Source organism: Pseudomonas sp. Irchel s3h17, from assembly GCF_900187505.1.
Taxonomy (GTDB): domain Bacteria; phylum Pseudomonadota; class Gammaproteobacteria; order Pseudomonadales; family Pseudomonadaceae; genus Aquipseudomonas.
The window spans coordinates 160,794-181,545 of the sequence record NZ_FYDL01000005.1 but is presented as its reverse complement, the minus strand read 5'-3'; the positions used below and the strand labels follow the sequence as shown (position 1 = coordinate 181,545).

Genomic DNA, 20,752 nt, shown 5'->3' with positions numbered 1-20,752 from the left:
ACGCGGTGCTGCGCTCGAGCCAGCGTCATTGCCTGAAGCCGGTGGGCCTGCACTCGCAGGCTTGATGACTCTCTGCTAGATGGACCTAAGACATGATGCTCGACGTCGGATGTCTCGATGAGACCTGCCTACAAAAACTGGCCAACGAAGAGGTGCTCGCCATCCGGCTCAAGCACTTTCTCCCCGGACCGCTCGCCCTCCAGATCGGCAACAAGATTCTCGCCCCCGGTTTCGAGGGCTACATCAATGCCCCCAGTATCGGACGCATCGGCATGGCGTTCTACGAAGCGCAAAACCAGCCACCGCTGGTCGAAGACTATTTCGAGCGCGCCAGTGCCAACACCGCCGAACTGCGTGCCCGGTGCGCGCCCTACTCCTCCCCCATCGACACCCTGCGCTGCCTGCTCGACGAGGCATGGCCAGCCGGCGCACACCTGGAAACCCTGTACGGTCGCAAGATGTATGCCGGCCTGTCCCGAGTGGTCAAGCCCGGGGTGTGCTTCCTGGCTCACCACGACATTTTCGCCAAGGACGCACCCGACAGTTTTCAGGCCCGCAGCCTGGAAGCGCAATTTGCCTGCAACCTCTACCTGAATATGCCCACCGCAGGAGGCGCCCTGCAGATCTGGGACCACGACATCTCACCCGAACGGTTCGATGAAATGCGCGGCGACAGCTACGGCATCGACCCGGCCCTGCTAGGCCCGCCCACCCTGGAGATCGTTCCGCGGCCCGGCGATTTCATCATGTTCAATTCACGCCGCATGCACGCGGTGACACCGGGACTGGCCGATCCACGATTGAGCCTGTCGTTCTTTGTCGGCTATCGCGGCAATGCCTCCCCCCTGACCTTTTGGAGTTGAAATGCTTTCGAATTACCTAGGCGAATTCCTGGCGCTGGCGACCATTCATTTTCTGGCCGTCGTCGCACCGGGACCTGATTTTGCGGTAACCATCCGCCAGAGCGTGCGGTTCGGGCGCGTGGTCGGGATCTGCACGGCGCTGGGCATTGGCGCCGGCATTTCGGTGCATGTGCTCTATACCTTGCTGGGAGTGGGCGCATTGATGCACACCACGCCCTGGCTGTTGACAGTGGCCAAGGTGGTGGGGGGCGCCTACATTCTGTACCTCGGCGTGAGCCTGCTGCGCAGCAAACCCAAGTCGACGGTCGAAGGCGAGAACGCGCAAGCGCCATCGCTGGAACAGCAGACCCTGTTCAAGGCATTCACCACGGGTTTCCTGACCAACGCCACCAACCCCAAGGCAACGCTGTTCTTCCTGGCGATATTCACCACCCTCATCAGCGCCACGACGCCCTTGCAGGTGCAGGCGCTGTACGGGCTGTGGATGTGCTTCGTCAATGCCCTGTGGTTCGTGATTGTGGCGTTGTTCTTTTCAAGCAACCGGGTGCGGGTGTTGTTCATGCGCATGGGCCACTGGTTCGAACGGACCATGGGCGTGATCCTGATCCTGTTTGCCGGGCGCTTGATGCTCTCGCTGTGAATCCTCGGGCCGGTGAGCAACGGGCAGTTGCTCTCCGGCCTGACAGCGCGGCCTGTTACTTGAGGTTACCGCTGAGGAACTGCTGCAAACGCTCGCTCTTCGGATTGCCCAGCACCGCTTCTGGCGCGCCCTGTTCCTCGACCCGCCCCTGATGCAGGAACAGCACCTGGTTGGACACTTTGCGCGCGAAGCTCATTTCGTGGGTAACCATGATCATGGTCCGGCCTTCTTCGGCCAGCCCCTGGATCACCTTGAGCACTTCGCCCACCAGTTCCGGGTCCAGGGCCGAGGTCGGCTCGTCGAACAGCATGATTTCCGGCTCCATGGCCAGCGCACGGGCAATGGCCACGCGCTGCTGCTGGCCACCGGAGAGAAACGCCGGGTACTGGTCCGCGACTCGGGCGGGCAGGCCGACCTTGTCCAGATAACGGCGAGCCCGCTCTTCAGCGTCCTTTTTACTCACGCCCAGCACCCGGCGCGGGGCCATGGTGATGTTTTCCAGCACGGTCATGTGGCCCCACAGATTGAAATGCTGGAACACCATCGCCAGTCGGGTACGCAGTCGTTGCAGTTCGGCATCGTCCGCCACGCGCATGCCGTGGTGATCCTTGACCATGCGAATCGACTTGCCGTCCATGCTCATGGCGCCGTCGTTGGGGGTCTCGAGAAAATTGATGCAGCGCAGGAAGGTACTCTTGCCCGAACCGCTGGCGCCGATCAGGCTGATCACGTCACCGGTATTGGCCTTCAGCGAAACGCCCTTGAGCACTTCGTGGCTACCGTAACTCTTGTGCAGGTCTTCAATCGTCAATTTGTACATGTGCGCAAGCATCCTCAACGGGAAGTCTTAGTGAGCCGGGCCGAGAAAGGCCAGCCAGCGGCGTTCAGCCAGTCGGAACAGACCGACGAGCGCAAAGGTGACCGCCAGGTAAATCAACGCGGCGATGCCGAACGACTGGAAGGTCAGGAAGGTCGCGGAGTTGGCGTCGCGAGCGACTTTCAGAATATCCGGGATGGTTGCGGTAAAGGCCACGGTGGTCGAGTGCAGCATCAGGATCACTTCGTTGCTGTAGTACGGCAGCGAGCGACGCAACGCCGAGGGCATGATCACGTAGGCATACAGCTTCCAGCCGGTCAGGCCGTAGGCCTTGGCCGCTTCGACTTCGCCGTGGGCCATGCTGCGAATCGCCCCGGCGAAAATCTCCGTGGTGTAGGCACAGGTGTTCAGGGCAAACGCCAGGATGGTGCAGTTCATCGCATCGCGAAAGAACGCATCCAGCACCGGCTGCGCGCGGATCGCGGCCAGGCTGTAGATCCCGGTGTAGCAGATCAGCAGCTGGATATAGAGCGGCGTCCCCCGGAACAGGTAGGTGTAGAACTGCACCGGCAGACGCACGTAGAACCTGGAGGAAACCCGGGCGATGGACAGCGGGATCGACACCAGGAAACCGATCAGGATCGAGGCGCTGAGCAACCACAGGGTCATGGCCAGGCCGGTGATGTGGTAACCGTCGCTATAGAAGAACGGCTTCCAGTATTCCTGCATGAGTTCAATCATCGTACTGCCTCCCGGGTGCCTGCCGCGTAGTGCCGTTCAAGCCAGCGCAGGACAACGTTCGACGCGCTGGTAATCACCAGGTAGATCAGTGCCGCCAACACCAGGAAAAAGAACAGCTGATAGGTGCTTTTGCCAGCGTCCTGGGCGGCCTTGACCAGGTCGGCCAGGCCGATGATCGACACCAGTGCGGTGGCCTTGAGGATCACCATCCAGTTGTTGCCGATACCCGGCAGGGCAAAGCGCATCATTTGCGGGAAGACCACGAAGCGAAAACGCTGGGCACGGCTCAAGCCATAGGCGGTAGCCGCTTCCATCTGCCCACGGGGTACGGCGAGGATCGCGCCACGAAAGGTCTCGGTGAAATAGGCGCCATAAATGAAGCCCAGGGTAATGATCCCCGCACCAAAGGGATTGATCTCGATGTATTCCCAGTCCATGACCACCGTGAAGCTGGTGAGCCAGGTTTGCAGGCTGTAGAAAATCAGCAGCATCAGCACCAGGTCCGGCACACCGCGAATCAGCGTGGTGTAGAGCTGGGCCGGAATGCGCAACAGCTTGACGCTGGAGAGTTTCGCGCTGGCACCGATCAGGCCGAGCACAACGCTCAGCAACAGTGACAGTATCGATAACTTGACGGTCATCCAGGTGCCTTCCAGCAGCAGAGGGCCAAAACCCTGCAAGCTGAATGCGGAAAGCCCGAGTGTCTGTAGCACAGCTTCGAACATAATTGAGGACCTATAGCGATAAAAAAGCGCCCATCCGGGGACGGGCGCAGGGCGTTATTTACCGCTGTAGAGATTCAGATCACCGAAGTGTTTCTTCTGGATCGAGGCGTAGGTGCCGTCATCGTGCAGTGCCTTGATGCCTTTATCGATAAGGGCCTTGAGCTCGGTATTGCCTTTGGCGATACCCACTGCGGTCTTGGCAGGCAACAGTTCGCTGTCGACGGGCGGGCTGACCTCGAAACCCACGCCTTGAGGCGACTTCAGGAAACCCAGTTCGGCCTGCAGCATGTCCTGGATCGAGGCGTCGAGGCGACCGGAAATCAGGTCCGCGTAGACCTGGTCCTGGTTGGCGTAGGCCTGGGTCTGCACCCCTGCCTTGTCCAGTATTTTCTTGGCGTAGGCCTCTTGAATAGTGCCCTGCTCGTAACCGACTTTCTTGCCCTTCAGGGAATCCGGGTCGGTGCTGAGGCTGACGCCTTTCTTGAACACCAGCGCGGTCGGGCCGGAGAACAGTTCACTGGAGAAGTCGATAACCTTCTCGCGGGCCGGCGTCACGGTCATCGAGGAGATCACGCCGTCGAACTTGTTGGCTTTCAGACCCGGAATCGTGCCGTCGAAATCGCTCTCGACCCATTTGCACTTGACCTTCAGCTCGGCGCAGATTGCATTGCCCAGATCGATATCGAAGCCTACCAGGCTGCCATCGGCCGCTTTGGATTCGAACGGTGCGTAGGACGGATCGACACCAAAACGCAGTTCCTTGTATTCCTTGGCCGTTGCCAGGCCTGCAGCCATGCACAACGTCAGCGCAGAGAGGGTCAGCAATGTTTTTTTCATTATTATGAAACTCCTGAAAACCACTAGGGCGCTTGTGCGCGCGGGTACTACTCCCGGAATGCACGCAACGCCTCCGAACCCGAACCCATCTCAAGCACATGCTTTAAGCAGTGGTGTACGTCGATGCCTGCCGACGACTCCTACGCACATACACTTACTTGTACGTACAAGCATATGCAATCAATCAGCCAACTCATCAACCATTGGCCGATTCACTCCGCACGAAACACGATCAGAGGCTCTGGAATAAGGATCTAAAGCATCGACAAGCGATTTCCGAGGAGCACTGCGGCGCGTTCGCGACTGTTACCTCCATCGCGTTTTGCACCGACTCAGTGCATTCGGTAACAACCTGAGGAACGGCACGGCGTGTAGAAATACCCCGCAATGGGGCAATGCTGTTCAGTCAAGAAAGGCTTGAAGCGGGTGAGAGACCCGTGGCGAGCGAGCTTGCTCGCGCTGGTGCGCGAAGCGCACCCAACAAAGCGACTGCGGTCTTTCAGAACGAGCTCGACGATAGTTTTTGGGGCTGCTCTGCAGCCCAGCGCGAGCAAGCTCGCTCGCCACGGGGGATGTATTGAGCAACCCTATCCTTAACTGAACAGCATTACCGCAATGGGGGGGGCAGTTGCGCTAAGGCCCAGAAACCGTGGCAACACCTCTCCCCAAGTCCCTGCTTTCAGAAGTGTTCCTGATTTTTTAACGAAAGCTTTTCTTTGCAATATGGCGGTTTGCCTTGTTTGAACTACTTTCAAACAAGGCAAACGTCTTGCTGGTGCAAGTCGCATACGTTTTGTTCAGTGATCAATTAGCGGATTGGCATAAGGAACTACCACACTATGATCCTGGCCCGTTTGTTCCTGGCTCGCCCCCTGACTGCCGTCGGCTTGACCGGGCGTGTGAATCAGGTCTCACGGCTCCCGTTTCCAGGAATATCTCTCACTCTCAACCCGTTCACCGAGATCACTTCACCGGTCGGCCCGACCCGTGTCCGGAGCTCGGCGATGCACAGCACCCAGGAAAATCTACGTATTCAGCGAGGATGCACTTAATGAACTATCGTACCCTGCCCGCTTTCAAGCGAGTTTTCCATGGCCTGCTGTGGGTGGGCCTTAGTGTGGATACCGCCCAGGCTGCGCCGAGCAATTGCGCGCAACTGGCCAATTTACCCGCCGTGTATGAAGTCGGCCAGGGGCTGCAGAGTGAGCTGCGCATGCCCGTCCCGGTGACGCAATTGGCGGTGGGCGACCCGAAAGTCGCCGACGTGCAAACCAGCAGCAGTAGCGCATTCATCCTCACGGGTATCGCCCCGGGTGCCACCAGCCTGATGGTCTGGACCGCCTGCTCCTCCACACCACGCCAAAGCATGATATTCGTCAAGGGCAAGGCGACCGCCGCACTGACCAGTGTGGCGACGGGACCTACCGACGACTCAATGTTGCCCAGCCAGGTGCAGACCGATATCCGCTTCGTTGAAGTCAGCCGTACCAAACTCAAGGAAGCCTCGGCCTCGATTTTCGGAGAACGCGGCAACTTCCTGTTCGGCTCGCCGAGAACCGTGCCCACCATCAACGGCCTCGTCCAGCCCAGGCTGCCATTCAACAACGATTCGTTCAACCTCTCCTATCTCGGTGGCAAAACCCTGGTGATGATCAACGCCCTGGAAGGCAGCGGTTTCGCCTACACCCTGGCGCGGCCCAGCCTGGTCGCCTTGAGCGGACAGAGCGCAAGCTTTCTCGCCGGTGGTGAAGTGCCGATCCCGGTACCCAGTTCGGGCAGCGACAACGTGTCCATCGAGTACAAGGAGTTCGGTATCCGCCTGACCCTGACCCCCACCATCATCGGGCGTGATCGCATCTCCCTGAAAGTGGCGCCGGAAGTCAGTGAACTGGACTTCAGCAACGCCGTGCAGATCGCCGGGACCGCCGTGCCGGCGCTCACCATACGACGCACCGACACCAGCATCTCGCTGGCCGATGGCGAAAGCTTCGTGATCAGCGGCTTGATCAGCAGTCGCAACTCCTCTCAAGTGAACAAGTTTCCAGGACTGGGCGACATTCCAGTGCTCGGCGCGTTCTTCCGTGACAACTCCATCAACCGCGAAGAGCGCGAGCTGCTGATGATCGTTACGCCACACCTGGTCCAGCCGCTGGCCGCCAACGCGAAGCTGCCTTCGTTGCCAGGCGAACAACTGCGTAACTACGACCCGAATTTCTACCGCATGTTCTTCCTGGAAAACGGCGACTTCGACAAACGCACCGGGTTATCGCAATGAGCCGATGCCTGAATCAGTCTTTTCTCACCCTCCCCCATCATGACAGTGACCTTGAGCGCCTGGCCGGCGAACCGTGTTACCGCTGGCCGAGCACTCAAGTGGGCATCACCAGAGGACACTCGATGAAAGCAGTCATTGCACTAACGGCGAGCTTGATGCTCGTAGGGTGCGCCTCGAACGGCTTCTCTTCGAAACCCGCCAGTTGCGCCAAGCCCACCTCGGACCAGGAGTTGTCGCTGAATCTGGCCGAGGAAATGGCCAACGATGGCCGCCTGTATGCCAGCCTGGCGAACCTGGACGGGTTGCCGGATGACCTGGTCCAGGTTCGCCTGCGCAAGGCACGGGTCCTGCGCATGCTCGGCCGTAGCGAGGCCGGGCCGCTGTATCAGAGCCTGATCGGCACCTGCCTGACCGCTGAAGGGGAACATGGCCTGGGCCAGTTGGCGGCAGCCCGCGGTGATTACGCGGTCGCTACAACGCACCTTGAGCACGCGGCGAAAATGTCCCCCACCGACGAGAAAATCCGCAATGACCTGGGGGTCGTCTACCTCAATCAACGACGGATCGAGGAAGCACGCTTCGAGTTCATGACTGCCCTGGAGCTCAAGCAGGAAGATTCACCGGCAGCCCTGAACATGGTCACGCTGCTGATCTATCAGGATAAATGGAAGCAGGCCGCAGAGCTCGCGACCCGCGCCAGCCTGACCTCCAGCCAGGTCTCGGAGGCTCACGCTCGCGCGGAAAAGCTCAAGGCCTCGGGTAAATCGACGGAACCCGCGCCCAATCGCGTAGCAGAGGCGGTCGGCGCCTCTACGGCGGCGATCAAGTAGACCCTACGAGGAACTGACATGAAGACCAAACGGTTGGCTCTGATGTGCATCACCTGCCTGTCCACGAGCGCCTGGGCGATTGATCCGGGCCCCTCATCCGTCCCGCAGCAAGGCACGGAACAATGGTTGCAACTGCAGATTCGTGGCGTACTGGCGTCCCCTAAACTGCAAGCCGCCTCGGCCACCGAACGTGACCTGGCCATGCAGCGCTGGCTCGATAGCTACACGTACAAGATTCCGGAGTTTTATGAGCAGGATATGGCGGGATCCATTTCCAGCGACTGAGTCACGTCAGTGGCTGCCCGGCCTCTGACGTCATTCAATGTAAGCGCACTCCAATGTTGTCCGGCCAACAGGCCGGGGCAACTTTTTTGCGCTGGCTGAGTTTTCAGCTTGAGGCTTCTTTCTCAGGAAAGTGCAATGGGAAAGGGTACAAAGCTCGGCCAACGAGATGACTCGCTGACGTTTAAATGGTCGGTCGTTGATCAGGTCGGAAAAGGCGAGAAGCTTATAACGATCGCGGGTGAAATCCGAGGACACCACATCTGTATCGGCACTCGCAAGCCGCTCTCACTGATGTACGAGCAGCGCTAAAGACAGGAGTGCCCAGACCTGGATCCTTTGTTCGAAGTCTTGCGTGAGCACCGTGGCGAGTTCGCAGGAAGCGGGTCTGCCACCAGTGCTTGCGCCAGCCATCATCGCTTTCGTTGCCCCCCAGCCTACTGAAGTCAAGCCCGCGGCAAGTGATCGCCACAGCCCCGGAGAATGCAGCGAGAGGCAATCACCTTTTACAACCTGGAACGAGCGCGCACGTCCTCAACATACAAAACGCCCGATGCTGTGCATCGGGCGTCAGGGTGCAATGGCTGTAAGTCTGTTTCAGTACTGGACAGGGTAATGCGGGTCAGCCGCAGGGCGGCAACGGTGACAGGATTGAATGTTCCGCTCCCCTATTCCACCCCATGTTCCGATAGCACACCCCTCAAACAGCCACCAACGCCTGCCTCACATTTTCCCGAACGCCCTGAACACTCCGATCATGGCCGGCCCAATGGCGACCAGAAAGAAGCTCGGCCACAAGCAGAAGATCAGTGGGAAGATCAGCTTGGTACCGATTTTTGCGCCCATCTCTTCGGCCGCCTGCGTACGCCGGTCGCGGAACTCGTCGGCATAGATGCGCAAAGTGTCAGCCACGCTGGTACCAAAGCGAATACTCTGCGCCAACAGACTGACCAGGCCCTGGACATCCTCGAGCCCAGTGCGCTCGGCCAGTTGTTTCAGCGCCTCGGTACTGGTCACCCCGGCACGGATTTGCGCATTGACCAGTCCCAGTTCTTCCGCCAACTCAATCTGACTGACCGTCATTTCCTCGGCCACCCGCTCGATGGTTGTGGGCAGGGCCAGGCCCGACTCCACACACACCACCATCAGGTCCAGGGCATCCGGAAACGCAGCCCGCAAGCGAGCTTGTCGCAGTTGCTTGCGTTTGCTGACATAGAGTGCCGGCACCAGCCATCCGATACCCGCCACCAGGAGCACCACCAACATGCCCAGGGCCAGGGAGACCCCGCTGATCAGCGGTAACACCAGCAGCGCAACACCGACCAGCACCAACGGCAACAGCAAGCGCGCCGCCCAGTACATCTGCACCGCCGAAGGCGAACGGTAGCCGGCATGTATCAACAGCATTTGGGTCGCGGAGGCCTTGGTCGATTCGGTCGTGCCAAAGCGTTGCCCCACCCGCTCCAGCAGCAGTTGCAGGTTACCCGGCGCCTCCTGCCCGGATAACGCACCACCACGCTTGATCAGCGCCAGGCGACGCTGCACCGGATCTTGCAGGCCGAGCAACAGCAACGCCACGGTGACCACCGCCAGAATCGTACTGGTACCGATGGCGCCGACGAACAAAAAGCGCGCCAACTCCTCGTTACCCGTCACCCGACTGAACAACCCGAGCAAATAATCCATGACCTGTACCTCCCGGTAGCGACCGGCGCTTAAACCTGAATCCGGATGATTTTGCGTATCCAGAAAATTCCGACCAGCATGGCGCAGAACGCGCCGATGATCAGTTTGTGGCCGATGGGGTCATTGAACAGCACCGGCATGTAGCTGGGACTGGTGAGCACAATCGCGATCGCCAGCACGAAGGGAATGGCCACCAGTACCCAGGCCGACATGCGCCCCTCGGCCGACAGGGTCTTGACCTTGCGCTGAAAGCGGAATCGCCCGCGGATCAACCGGCTCAAACGTTCCAGCACCTCCGTCAGGTTGCCGCCGGTTTCACGATGGATGAGAATCGAGGTCACCAGCATCATCACCGTCATGCTCGGCATACGCTCCAGCAGGCCGAGCATGGCCCGGCGCACATCGTTGCCATAGTTGATGTCGGAAAAAGTCAGGCCGAATTCATGCGCCACCGGCCCTTTGTGCTCCTCACCCACCAGGCGCAAGGTTTCGTTGAACGGGTGTCCGGCACGCAAGGCCCGGCACATGGCATCCAGCGCATCGGGCAGACCTTCCTCAAATGCAGCGAAACGCTTGCCACGGTCACGGGAAATTTTCAGCAGGGGCAGCCAGAACACCCCGACGCAGACTGCCAGTGCCATCCACCAGACTGAAGAGATCATCCATACCAGGATGCCTGCGCCCCCCCCCAATGCCAGCCCAAGCAGCAGCACCCGATAAGCCCGGTACTCGTGCCCGGACTGCTCGATCATCTGGGTAATGGACTCCATGAAGGGTAGCTGTTCGAGCCAGGCCTCCATGGGCGACAAGCGCGTGAGGTACTTTTGCCGCAGCACCGTCTGCATGTTCGGCTGCTGGTTGACCTTCTCCAGTGCATGCAAACGGCCGCGGATGCGCTTGCGCATCTTGCCAGCCTCGCCAAACACCGGCACCACCACCCCTTGGGACAGGAGGAACACGGCAATGAACACCATGCCGAGAAAGACCAGAATGAATTCACCGGGAATCTGGTTCATGACTGCCGTTCCTCCATCCACTCAGGCCTGAACATCGTCAGCGGCAGTTCGATACCGCGCTTGGCCAAGACATCGCGAAATGACGGGATCATGCCGCTGGGCCGGTACTCGCCCAACACTTCGCCGTTTTCGCCCATGCCCTGGCGGGCAAAGGAGAATATTTCGGTCATGGTAATGATCTCACCTTCCATGCCGTTGATCTCTTGCACGCTGACCAGTCGCCGCTTGCCGTCCTCCTGACGCTCCAACTGGATCACCACATCAATGGCCGAGGCGATCTGTTGACGCATGGCTTTGATCGGGAACGTGGCGCCCGTCATCGACACCATGTTCTCGATACGCCCCAATGCATCGCGTGCGGTATTGGCGTGGATCGTGGTCAACGAACCATCGTGACCAGTGTTCATCGCCGTCAGCATGTCCAGTGCCTCGGCGCCCCGCACTTCGCCGATGACAATGCGGTCCGGGCGCATCCGCAGACTGTTGCGCACCAACTCCCGCTGGCTCACCTCGCCCCGCCCTTCGATGTTCGAGGGACGGGTTTCCAGGCGTACCACGTGGGGCTGTTGCAGTTGCAGTTCGGCCGAGTCCTCGATCGTGACGATGCGCTCGTTCTGCGGAATGAAGCTGGAGAGCACGTTGAGCATCGTGGTCTTGCCGCTGCCGGTCCCTCCGGAAATCAGCACGTTCAAGCGCCCACGGACAATCGCCTTGAGCAGCAAGGCAATGGCTGGGGTCAAGGTCCCGACCTGGATCAGGCTGTCGGTGTTGAGCAGATCCACGGCAAAGCGACGAATCGACATGCTCGGACCGTCGATGGCCAGCGGCGGGATGATCGCGTTGACCCGCGAACCGTCCTTGAGCCGGGCGTCCACCAACGGCGAGGACTCATCGATACGCCGGCCCAGGCTGGAAACGATCCGGTCGATGATGTTCAGCAAATGCTGATCGTCCCGGAAACGTACGTCAGTGCGTTGCAGCTTGCCGAAGCGTTCGACATAGACCGAGGCGTGGCCATTGACCAGGATGTCGGACACGCTGTGATCAGCCAGCAACGGCTCCAGCGGGCCAAGTCCCAGCACCTCGTCGGTGATCTGCTTGATGATCAACTGGCGGCTGGCGGAGCTTACCGGCGCGGAATGTTCATCGAGCAGGCGCTGGCAAATCTCGCGGATCTGTCGGGCGGCATCGGCCTGTTCAAGGGTATCCAGTAACGACAGGTCCATGACCTTGAGCAGTTGCTGATAGATCTTTTCCCGCCACTCGCCCTCCACCGCGGTGACCTGGCTGCGGGTCTCATAAACAATGTCCGGGGCTGCACGCTCCCACGCCATCAGTTCCGCTGCCGGGTCTTCCAGGTTGTCATCCTGTTGCCCATGCAGCGAGGTGACCGGTTTGCCGGACTGTTTGCGCAAGCGATTACGAAAGTCGTTGAGCATGATTCATCCCCTGAAAAGACGGTGGAAGGCGCGGTTGAGCAAGCCCCGTTTGTTGCTCATCTGGACACCGACCAACTCGTCGGTCATCTGATTCAGCGCAACGGTGATCGGTGACCGTGGCGCACACAATCCCAGCGGGACGCCGGTGTTCTGGCTCTGGCTGACCGCATTGAAATCGTTAGGCAGTTTCAACAGATTCGCGCAGCGCAGCGCCTCGCCAATGTCCTTGACGCTGACGGCGGCGGCCTTGTCATAGCGATTGACCACCACCTGCAGGTTTTCACCGCGCACCCCCAGGTCATCGCGGAGTATCCGCACCAGGGAACTGGCATCGCGCAAGTGGCTGACACTCTGCTGTGCCACCACAAACACACGATCCGCCTGTTCCAGTACGGAGCTGGTGAGGTGATCGATTTGCCGTGGCAAGTCGACCACTACCCAGTCATAACTGGTGCGAGCCAATTGCAACAGCGCATCGAGCTGGTCGGTATGGGCATCCTGCGGCAGGCATAGCTCGCCCGCCCGGCCACCCAGCACATGCAGGGTCGGGCTGTAGTGACTGCAGAAACCGCGAAGCGCCACCGCATCCAGGCCCTTGATCTGCTGCAACACCTCCAGGTGACTGTGCGACTGCTGCACATCCAGATAATGGGTCACACTGCCAAATTGCAGGTCCAGGTCCAGCAGCAAGGTAGTGCCACCCCTGGTGCTGAGTTGCTGGGCCAGGTTGCAGGCCAGCAAGGTCGTGCCGGACCCGCCTTTGGCGCCCATCACGGCGACCAGTTTGCCCTCGCCCTCGTTGCCATCCCGAATCTCCATCACCAAGCGGTTCAGGGCCGCGACCAGTTCAGTCTCGACCAGCGGCTCCGGCAACACATCACGGGCGCCGGCCTGCATCGCCAGGCGCATGCCATCCTGCTCACTCAATGAGCCACACACCAGCATCGGCGGACGCTCATGGGCAGGACGTTGTAGCAGCGCCGACAACTCCTCACGCCACAAATGGCTGACACGCACCAGCAACAGGTCGGGTAGGCGCTCCAGGCCATAGAGCGGGTCGACGTGACCGTTGCTCACCAGACGCGTGCTCACCTCAAGGCCAGGCAGTCGCTGGCAGACGCTTTGCAAGTCGCGCAACGACACGGCATCACGACTGCTGATCAGCAAACGCAGCCCGGATTTGCCGGTTGCAGTAGATAGCGGGATATCCTTTGTACTCAGCATTTTGTTTTCTCCGTCGAATCGGAGCGACGTCCGAGGCTTTCGCGCGGCAAGGTCGCCCTGAACACAGGCAAGGTAATCGGCACGCCGAACCCTGGAATGAACAGATCGAAAACGAAATTCTGCAAGCTCACCTGGACATAGCGAATGGCGCGGAAGCCATTGAGGCCGATGGGTTCGGAGGGGTCGGCCACCTCTACACCGTTTTCATCCAGATAGATCAAAGCCAGGTTGTCAGTGCTCAGATTGCTGATCAGTTGGCTCGTCCCGGCGTCGTCCGCGGCATTGAAGATTGCTCGCTGCAACACCACCGGGTCACTGATATCGCAGACCGCCGCCAGACGCACACCACGCCGTGCGGCTTCATCAAGTGCATTGACCGTGAAGTACAGGCGACCCATTTCCACTACGGCGAATAACAGCGTGAAGACCAGCAGGCCAACGAAAGCGAACTCAACGACATAGGTGCCGCGCATCTGTTTGCGGTTCATCACAGTGCCCTCATGACAGTCGTGGCGACCAGCGGGATACCCAGTGAAAACGCGTTGCCAAAGAAACCCGGCATCGTCCCGGTACAATTGCCTGCGCCGATCACCGGGCAAAAGTTGTAGGTGATGGTGACCCGCACATGGTCGGTCCCCACGGCCTCGACTTCCACATCGTCTATTTCCAGTTCTGACAAGACCTTGTCCCCGTCCTGACTGGGCACACCGTACACTGCAACATTTCTCGTCTGGGCCTTCAGCGGGTCGTTTAGCGCCACCGCACCCAGCGTCGAGTTCCAGGCCTGGCTGGCAACAAAACGGTCGGCATTACGGCTGGCCTGCAGCAGTACGTTGTACTGGTAGAGCATGCGACCGAACTCGCCGAGAGCCAGCAACAGCAGCAACAACAAGGGCAGGACCAGGGTGAACTCCACCAAGGCCAGGCCTTGCTGGTTCTGCGCTCGCTTGAAAGCGTGAAGTGCCATGACGCCTCCTAGGAATCAGTGCTCGGAATAACACTCTTGGGGTCATCGGGGTCGTTGATATAGGTTTTATACAGCTGGATGATCTGCGGACCGGAATCGGTCGACGGCTCAGGACCGGCAACACTGTCACCTTCGCACTCTTGCACGAACTGTCCGAAGATCTCCGAATCCTTCCCACCGTCGTCGACTGGCTGCACCACGAAATAACAGCCAAAGCCCAGGACGGGAATCGAGCTGGATCCCCCATCTTTCCCGGTGCAGTTGCCAATCACGATTTTCAGCATCCGGCGCTCGAACACCCCACCGCTCTGACAACTGCCGACGCCGGCCACACAGTCGGCCGTACTTGCACGCCAGTCGTTGTAGTCTAGTATCCCGATGCCGCCGGCCGAGAGGCTACCATCGCTTGAGGTGACAGTTTGTCCCTGGTACTCCGGTACCAAGCCGTTGGCTTTCAACCCGGGCTGGCTGGAAGTGGTCACCAGGTCCGGTGGATAATCCGAAGCATTAACCGAGCCTTTGTAAATGCCAAAGCGGGTGTTCAAGCCATGGGAGGTGGGGCCAACCTTGTTGCCCGGCTCAGTCTTCACAGTGTCCCCCGGGCACACCTTGATTCCTCCGGCCAGGCCATCCTCGACACTCTTGCCACCGGAACCAAAATCGAGCAACTGGAAGTTGCCCGGGCCAATGGGCGATTTATCGCCCGCTGCCGTTTTCAAAACTACCGGGTCTCCAAAGCGATAACCCCAGAACATCCCCGCGTCCGGGTCGTATGCAGCCGAGTTGCCACACACCATCAGCGGTGCGAGATCACAGGGGCTGGTAGGGCTGGGGCCGGCGGTGGCAATCGCCGCCACCGCTTTGTCTCCCAGGCCGCCAGCGCCCAATGCCTGGACAGCGCCCCAGAAAAAGCCTGTCAGTTGATAATTAGGTACCGAGACCCGAACGAACTTGGCATCCGTCGGCCCGGGGTAGTCAAACGGTCCGTCGACTTTGGTGGCCAATTCCACTACCGCAAAGTCCTCCGGACTGTCACCTACCTTCGCCTCCAACTCGTCGTTACCCTCGGCACCGGCATTTAGTGTCAGCGTTCTGAGCGCGGCAGTTCGCGTCGCGCTGGCGACATTGGTCCCGCCCGTTACTTGACTCAGGGTTTTGGCACCACTCAGTGCAGCCGCATCCACGGCGTTCTGCAGGCGGGTCTTGTTCAGCAGCATATGACTACCATCCAGCGCCAGGGCGGCCATCATGGTAATCGCCACCAACGCAATCGCCATCAAGACGCTCACTGCGCCTTTCTGGCGCTTCGCCGTCGCCGTGAGCGACCGCTGAGTATGGAGATTCATCATCAAGCCCTCGTTTACCGGTACTGATCCGCACCATGGCCGATAGCCCAGGCGCGCCCACCGCTGTGTCAACGTACGATGACGACCTTGGATTCGACTCCGCGAATAATGGTGACGTCTGCTGGACTACTACGGCGCGTCACGGCTTTTGGCGCCGCCGTAAAAGGAGGGGTGATCTGGGCCACGGCCGGCAATGCAGGTGCAGTAGCCGCGACTTTTTTCTCGAGGTTCAGCGGGTTGCGCAGTGCCAGTTGCAACCTCCCGCCGGTCTGCGCCGTGACCAGGGCCTCGGCCTCGGTAGTCGTCATCTCGAGCGTGACCGCACGCACCACGACCGGTTGCGTCTTGTCGGTACCCGCGGTCTGATCCACCGCCAGCACCCGCAGGTTTTCGAGGATGGTCTTGGCCGTGGTGGTGCCCCCTCCTTCCGCGTTTTTGGTCGCCAGTACATCGACGCGGTTACCCGGCAACAGGAACCCGCCCACCCCCACCACATCGTCCACCCGTACCGACACGGCACGCTTGTCAGGTGCAATCAGCGAAGCCAGGGTGCTGCCGCCCAAGTGTTCACTGACCCGCGCACCGCGCACGATGTCGCCGCGCAGGATGTCGAATGCTGCAATCTTGCCCAGCACCTTGTCGGTGGAATCGAAGGCATCATCTGGCACCGTATCTATCGGCATGCGCACCGTCGAAATGTGCTGGGCTTCGACCAACTGCCCAAAAGGAATCTCCACCGCGGCGACCACCACGCTTCGCAAATGATCATCCGGGCTGGCATTGAGTCGTTTGCTCAGCCAACTGTCGGCCATCCACGCGGCACCGAGGCCCAAGACCAGGGAAACGCCAATCAGGCTAAGAGTACGAGAGCTCATGTCTGTATCTCCTCAAAGAAAGTCGAGCTGGACGAAGTAGTTGTGCCAGGCCCACTCCAACTCTTGCGGTGACAGTGGTCCGGAACCACCCATGTAGCGCTGGCGATCGAGCGCCATGTTCAGGAGGTCGCGGGGATGGCAAGGCACCAGGGGCATGCCTTCGCTTGCATACAGCCGCTGCAGCACATAACGCAGCAGCAAGGGATCATGACGAATGCCCAGGCGCTCGCTTTCCTGTTGCCAGATCCGTTCGTACTCTTCAGGTTTCAGGTAACCGAATTGCAGCTTGTAGCCAATGCGCCGCAGGAACGCCTCGTCGGCCAGCTCCAGGGGATTGAGGTTGGTGGAAAACACCAGGATCAGGTCAAAGGGCAGCTCGCAATGGCGCCCACCGCCGAGGTTGATGAAGTCACGCTTTTCCTCCATCGGTACGATCCAGCGATTGAGCAGTTCGGCCGGCGCCATGCGCTGGCGCCCCATGTCGTCGATGATGAACAGGCCGTTGCTGGCCTTGAGCTGCAAGGCGGCCTGGTACTGACGAGTGAAGGGGTCATAGCGCACATCCAGCTGCTCCATGCTCAACTCGCCGCCGGTGATGACGATCGGGCGCTTGCAGCACAGCAGTCGGCGATCGATGCCTTCGTTGAGCATCAGGTTGCCCTGCTGGCCTTTGTCATCCAGGCGTTGATGCACCTGGGGATCATAGATCTCGATCACCGCCTCATTGATCGCAATGGCGTGAGGCACCCAGATTGCCTCGGCGAACAAGCGGATCAAGCGACTGCTGACATAGGTCTTGCCGGTGCCTGCGGGACCATAAATCATGATCGCCCGCCCGGAGTTCATGGCCACACCCAACTGATCAAGCATCCGGTCCGTAAGCACCACCCCCGCGAGGGCGGCGCGCATATCGTCGGCATTGATGCGACCATGGTGAATGGTCTGCAATTTCAGCAGCGAGCGGTAGGTACTGACCGGGAAAGGAGCCGCGCCGATGTAACCGCTACGGGACAGGGCATCGCGAGCGGCGCTGCGACCCCGCTCGGTCAGGCCATAACGCAGCGATTGCCCACCGGTTTGCATACCCGTCTGGCCCAGGACTTCGACACGGCCATCCTTGCGCAGAAAACTCAGGATCTCTTCCATCACGGCACCGGTCAACGCCAGGCGTTCCACCAACCGGGACATGTCCAGCACGCCGGCGTCATACAAGTGCTTGCACACCAGTTCACCGAGAAAACTCTCTGCCAGGCCCGTGTCGCGGATCGTGCAAGGCTGAGGCGCCAGGCGCTGTACCGCATCCCGTTCGCTGGGGTAGGCATCACTATCGACGATGACGTGCATGACTAGACTCCCAGTCCGCTGGCAACGAGTTGCCAGTAACCGCTGTACAAGGTCCCGAGCAAAATCGCGACCGAATAAGGAAAAGGTTTGCCCGCCACTTCATCCGAGGCCGGCGCCAGATAGGCCTGTGCCTTGAGCATCAGCCAGTAGCGGCCCAGGGTCTGTACCAACTGACCGCGAACCAGCACGATCAGGAAGCCGCAGACTCCACCGGCTATCAGGCTCAACATTGCGGCCCACAAGGCGTAATGAATCGGTAGAAAGCTGCCGACCATGGCCATCAGCTTGACGTCGCCGGCGGCCATGCCACCCAGGGCGTACATGGGCAAAAAGAATCCAAAGCAGATCAGGATGCTCAGCAGGCTTTCGCCCAATCCGCTGGCACCACCTGAATAAGTCTGACCGGCCAATCCCAAGGCAAGGCCCACCAGAATCAGCAGGTTGGGAATACGGTGGCGTCGCAGGTCGCTCACCACTGCGATGCCCAGCAGTCCGATCAACAAAGCAGTAGATACCAGCAGTTCTGTGGACATCTCGTCTCTCCCGACCGGGAAGTTTCGTGAGCACGCTACGTTGCTATTCATGACCTGGCATACCGCCCATGTTTGGCTAGTGACGATACTGCCCAGTAGCAGGAACGCTACAGTAACCAATAGGGCAATCAACCCACCTGCCACCGCGTATTCCACGAGCCAAGCCGTCGTCGTCTTAAGCAAACTTCAGCACTGAAGTACTAATGGTTTTTAGAGTTATTTTGCGTTACACGGATTCATCACTACACCACTTAGAAAGTCCGCAGACAGAGATCGCGAGAAGCCCATTGAGTTATCCGATCGTGCTATTAGTGAAACACTTACAACCGGTAACTCCATGAACTTCACCGCGTCTCTACCTGACCTGCCCCTGCGTGCGCGCGTGATTGTTATGGTGCTGCTGCAGCGCAAGCCACGTTACCGTTAACGGCCTTGCACAATGCCGCGATCTGTTTCTCCACCGCATCGCCTAAAAGAATGAACGTCGCGGCAACAGCTACCGTAATCAACCCACCCGCCACCGCGTATTCCACAATGGTCAGGCCATCTTCGTCTTTGACGAATTTCAGTACCGAAGCCTTGATTGTTTGCAGAGTCATTTTGCCCACCTCATTTTTCGTATGTTGTTCTTCCGGGGGACAGCACGTTGTTGCACTGCCTGTTGCTACCCTAGTCAGGTCCCAGCCAAGCCGTTAGGAGTCTTTTGCACTTCGTTAGGACTTTTTTGCAGGCACTGCCAAATGCCGTGCAAGTCGCTTGCAAATGGGCAGAGAGAATAAACAGAGGAAAGAATGGTTCGCGAATGTCACTGCCACTGATTCGCAAGCGACCAGCGGCGGATGCCGGGTGCAGCCAAAGTACGTAGCATCCGCCACCCGGCACCGGCGTTGCGCCGACACACCGACACATAGCACCCATAGAACTAAATACCGATTCTCTTATCAGGATTTAGTCTGCGAAGTGATAACACATTGTCAATACTACTGAGCGTAGGGAGACGAACCTCAGAGCGAGAAATATGACGTCCAACGCGAGCAAGCGACCATCTCTGTTATGGTTCGATCTGACCCATGATCGGTCCACCCATGAACTCATCAACCAGTTCGTGGGGACTTGCGACTGCAGACCGGCCAAAGACTCGATGTTTTCCATCGGGGAACAGGCCGACATGATCTGCATGCACTTCGATCGCCCCGATACGGCTGGCCTGCGGTTGTTGCTGGAAATCAAGCACACCCAGCCCAAGATCCCGATCACCATGTTCACCGTGCAGCACTCGGAAGAGCTGGCCGTATGGGCCATGCGCTCCAGTGTCTGGGAATACATGGTGCTGCCCCTCACCAGTGCCGAGAAGAATCGTTACCTGACGGCCCTGCTGCAGCTCTGTGAGTTGCGTCGCAACGGCCAGGGCAAGACGTCGCAGATCGACCACGCTCCGACCTTGCCTGGGAGCATCCGGCTGACGTCAGAACACCAGAAACACCAGGCGCTGAACAACATACTGCTGTACATCGACCAGCACTTTACCGAGAACATCGACCAGAGGGACTTGGCGAAGCGCTTCAGCATGACCGCATTTCGCTTCAGCCGCCTGTTCAAGGAGGCCAACGGGCTTGGCTTCATGGATTATGTCTTGAACAAGCGCATGAACTACGCCAAGGATTTGCTCGACAACAGCCAGATGCCCATCACCACCATCGGCTATGAAGCCGGGTTCAAGGACCCGTCCTACTTCGCGCGCGCCTTCAAGCAGTTCGCCAACTGCACACCCAGCGAATACCGCCAGGCACACCAGCTCAAGGTGCCGTGTGTAATAGAACCGACGCTCGATGCTGAAACCGCTCAAATACTCGACCAACTGATACACAGCCTGGGCAACTGAACCGCCGCCAGCCTTGCGGACACACAAAAACCACGCACACAAAAACGCCGCTCAATGAGCGGCGTTTTTGTTGAATATGGAGCGGGAAACGAGACTCGAACTCGCGACCCCGACCTTGGCAAGGTCGTGCTCTACCAACTGAGCTATTCCCGCAATGGCGTCCCCTAGGGGACTCGAACCCCTGTTACCGCCGTGAAAGGGCGGTGTCCTAGGCCACTAGACGAAGGGGACAACGCTAACCGGAACACAGTTCCGGTGTCCAACAAAAACGCCGCTCAGTCAGCGGCGCTTTCGTTAAATATGGAGCGGGAAACGAGACTCGAACTCGCGACCCCGACCTTGGCAAGGTCGTGCTCTACCAACTGAGCTATTCCCGCAATGGCGTCCCCTAGGGGACTCGAACCCCTGTTACCGCCGTGAAAGGGCGGTG

General features: G+C 59.3%; 21 protein-coding genes, 3 tRNA genes and 1 pseudogene. 6 read left to right on the top strand and 19 right to left on the bottom strand.

The features are described from left to right. Nucleotides 1-92: 92 nt before the first annotated feature. Both CKW25_RS08825 and CKW25_RS08820 read left to right on the top strand, forming a co-directional pair. The gene (locus CKW25_RS08825) at nt 93-863 is read left to right on the top strand and encodes a 2OG-Fe(II) oxygenase (RefSeq protein WP_095078793.1); all 771 of its coding nucleotides are present in this window, start codon (nt 93-95) and stop codon (nt 861-863) included. A gap of 1 nt (nt 864) precedes the next feature. Next, a complete protein-coding gene (locus tag CKW25_RS08820) occupies nt 865-1,503 on the top strand; it encodes a LysE family translocator (RefSeq protein WP_095078792.1) in 639 nt (212 codons plus the stop codon). Nucleotides 1,504-1,558: 55 nt separating this feature from the next. Here the strand turns inward: CKW25_RS08820 and CKW25_RS08815 are convergent, their stop codons facing one another. From CKW25_RS08815 to CKW25_RS08800, 4 genes are read right to left on the bottom strand one after another with little or no spacing between them, the layout of a single operon-like run. Beyond that, nucleotides 1,559-2,323, bottom strand: coding sequence for an ABC transporter ATP-binding protein (locus tag CKW25_RS08815; protein WP_095078791.1), 765 nt, complete (start codon nt 2,321-2,323; stop codon nt 1,559-1,561). A gap of 27 nt (nt 2,324-2,350) precedes the next feature. Further along, entirely contained in the window at nt 2,351-3,061 is a 711-nt protein-coding gene (locus CKW25_RS08810) for an ABC transporter permease (RefSeq protein ID WP_095078790.1), read from the bottom strand. Next, on the bottom strand, nt 3,058-3,786 hold the full coding sequence (locus CKW25_RS08805) for an ABC transporter permease (RefSeq protein ID WP_095078789.1): 729 nt from the start codon (nt 3,784-3,786) through the stop codon (nt 3,058-3,060). Before CKW25_RS08805 ends, CKW25_RS08810 begins: the two co-directional genes overlap by 4 nt. Before the next feature lie 54 nt (nt 3,787-3,840). Continuing rightward, on the bottom strand, nt 3,841-4,623 hold the full coding sequence (locus CKW25_RS08800; RefSeq protein WP_095078788.1) for a transporter substrate-binding domain-containing protein: 783 nt from the start codon (nt 4,621-4,623) through the stop codon (nt 3,841-3,843). A 1,051-nt stretch (nt 4,624-5,674) separates the two neighbouring features. Between CKW25_RS08800 and CKW25_RS08790 the strand changes: the two genes are divergently transcribed. From CKW25_RS08790 to CKW25_RS08780, 3 genes are all read left to right on the top strand, one after another. Then, on the top strand, nt 5,675-6,898 hold the full coding sequence (locus CKW25_RS08790; RefSeq protein WP_095078786.1) for a type II and III secretion system protein family protein: 1,224 nt from the start codon (nt 5,675-5,677) through the stop codon (nt 6,896-6,898). 122 nt (nt 6,899-7,020) lie between these two features. Continuing rightward, entirely contained in the window at nt 7,021-7,728 is a 708-nt protein-coding gene (locus tag CKW25_RS08785) for a tetratricopeptide repeat protein (RefSeq protein WP_095078785.1), read from the top strand. Nucleotides 7,729-7,746: 18 nt separating this feature from the next. Beyond that, nucleotides 7,747-8,013 (top strand): DUF3613 domain-containing protein, encoded by a 267-nt coding sequence (locus CKW25_RS08780; protein ID WP_095078784.1) that lies wholly within the window; start codon nt 7,747-7,749, stop codon nt 8,011-8,013. A gap of 720 nt (nt 8,014-8,733) precedes the next feature. On the opposite strand, the gene CKW25_RS08775 is transcribed toward CKW25_RS08780, so the two are convergent. The 12 genes and pseudogenes from CKW25_RS08775 to CKW25_RS08725 form a co-directional block, all read right to left on the bottom strand. Further along, entirely contained in the window at nt 8,734-9,696 is a 963-nt protein-coding gene (locus tag CKW25_RS08775; RefSeq protein WP_095078783.1) for a type II secretion system F family protein, read from the bottom strand. A 29-nt stretch (nt 9,697-9,725) separates the two neighbouring features. After that, entirely contained in the window at nt 9,726-10,712 is a 987-nt protein-coding gene (locus CKW25_RS08770; RefSeq protein WP_095078782.1) for a type II secretion system F family protein, read from the bottom strand. Then, nucleotides 10,709-12,151, bottom strand: coding sequence for a CpaF family protein (locus CKW25_RS08765; RefSeq protein WP_095078781.1), 1,443 nt, complete (start codon nt 12,149-12,151; stop codon nt 10,709-10,711). Before CKW25_RS08765 ends, CKW25_RS08770 begins: the two co-directional genes overlap by 4 nt. Before the next feature lie 3 nt (nt 12,152-12,154). Beyond that, nucleotides 12,155-13,375 carry an AAA family ATPase gene (locus CKW25_RS08760; RefSeq protein ID WP_095078780.1) on the bottom strand — a complete coding sequence of 407 codons (1,221 nt, stop codon included), beginning with the start codon at nt 13,373-13,375 and terminating at the stop codon, nt 12,155-12,157. Then, on the bottom strand, nt 13,369-13,863 hold the full coding sequence (locus tag CKW25_RS08755) for a TadE/TadG family type IV pilus assembly protein (RefSeq protein WP_095078779.1): 495 nt from the start codon (nt 13,861-13,863) through the stop codon (nt 13,369-13,371). Before CKW25_RS08755 ends, CKW25_RS08760 begins: the two co-directional genes overlap by 7 nt. Then, a complete protein-coding gene (locus tag CKW25_RS08750) occupies nt 13,863-14,342 on the bottom strand; it encodes a TadE/TadG family type IV pilus assembly protein (RefSeq protein ID WP_095078778.1) in 480 nt (159 codons plus the stop codon). Before CKW25_RS08750 ends, CKW25_RS08755 begins: the two co-directional genes overlap by 1 nt. Nucleotides 14,343-14,350: 8 nt before the next feature. Continuing rightward, the gene (locus tag CKW25_RS08745) at nt 14,351-15,691 is read right to left on the bottom strand and encodes a TadE/TadG family type IV pilus assembly protein (protein WP_095078777.1); all 1,341 of its coding nucleotides are present in this window, start codon (nt 15,689-15,691) and stop codon (nt 14,351-14,353) included. 65 nt (nt 15,692-15,756) lie between these two features. Beyond that, on the bottom strand, nt 15,757-16,563 hold the full coding sequence (cpaB, locus tag CKW25_RS08740) for a Flp pilus assembly protein CpaB (protein ID WP_095078776.1): 807 nt from the start codon (nt 16,561-16,563) through the stop codon (nt 15,757-15,759). A gap of 12 nt (nt 16,564-16,575) precedes the next feature. Beyond that, complete coding sequence (locus CKW25_RS08735) at nt 16,576-17,907, bottom strand: AAA family ATPase (protein ID WP_095078775.1); 1,332 nt, start codon at nt 17,905-17,907, stop codon at nt 16,576-16,578. A gap of 2 nt (nt 17,908-17,909) precedes the next feature. Further along, nucleotides 17,910-18,440, bottom strand: a complete 531-nt coding sequence (locus CKW25_RS08730; protein WP_095078774.1) for a prepilin peptidase — start codon at nt 18,438-18,440, stop codon at nt 17,910-17,912. Between the two features lie 30 nt (nt 18,441-18,470). Continuing rightward, nucleotides 18,471-18,660, bottom strand: a pseudogene (locus CKW25_RS26980) (Flp family type IVb pilin); the annotation flags it as partial. A 169-nt stretch (nt 18,661-18,829) separates the two neighbouring features. Beyond that, complete coding sequence (locus tag CKW25_RS08725; RefSeq protein WP_095078773.1) at nt 18,830-19,039, bottom strand: Flp family type IVb pilin; 210 nt, start codon at nt 19,037-19,039, stop codon at nt 18,830-18,832. Nucleotides 19,040-19,458: 419 nt separating this feature from the next. Here CKW25_RS08725 and CKW25_RS08720 point away from each other — a divergent pair, with 419 nt between their 5' ends. Further along, nucleotides 19,459-20,322 (top strand): DNA-binding response regulator, encoded by an 864-nt coding sequence (locus tag CKW25_RS08720; RefSeq protein ID WP_095078772.1) that lies wholly within the window; start codon nt 19,459-19,461, stop codon nt 20,320-20,322. Nucleotides 20,323-20,399: 77 nt separating this feature from the next. On the opposite strand, the gene CKW25_RS08715 is transcribed toward CKW25_RS08720, so the two are convergent. From CKW25_RS08715 to CKW25_RS08705, 3 genes are all read right to left on the bottom strand, one after another. After that, nucleotides 20,400-20,475: transfer RNA gene (locus CKW25_RS08715), tRNA-Gly, on the bottom strand. A gap of 2 nt (nt 20,476-20,477) precedes the next feature. Then, nucleotides 20,478-20,553: transfer RNA gene (locus CKW25_RS08710), tRNA-Glu, on the bottom strand. 70 nt (nt 20,554-20,623) lie between these two features. Next, nucleotides 20,624-20,699 (bottom strand) — tRNA-Gly (locus tag CKW25_RS08705). Nucleotides 20,700-20,752: the final 53 nt, after the last annotated feature.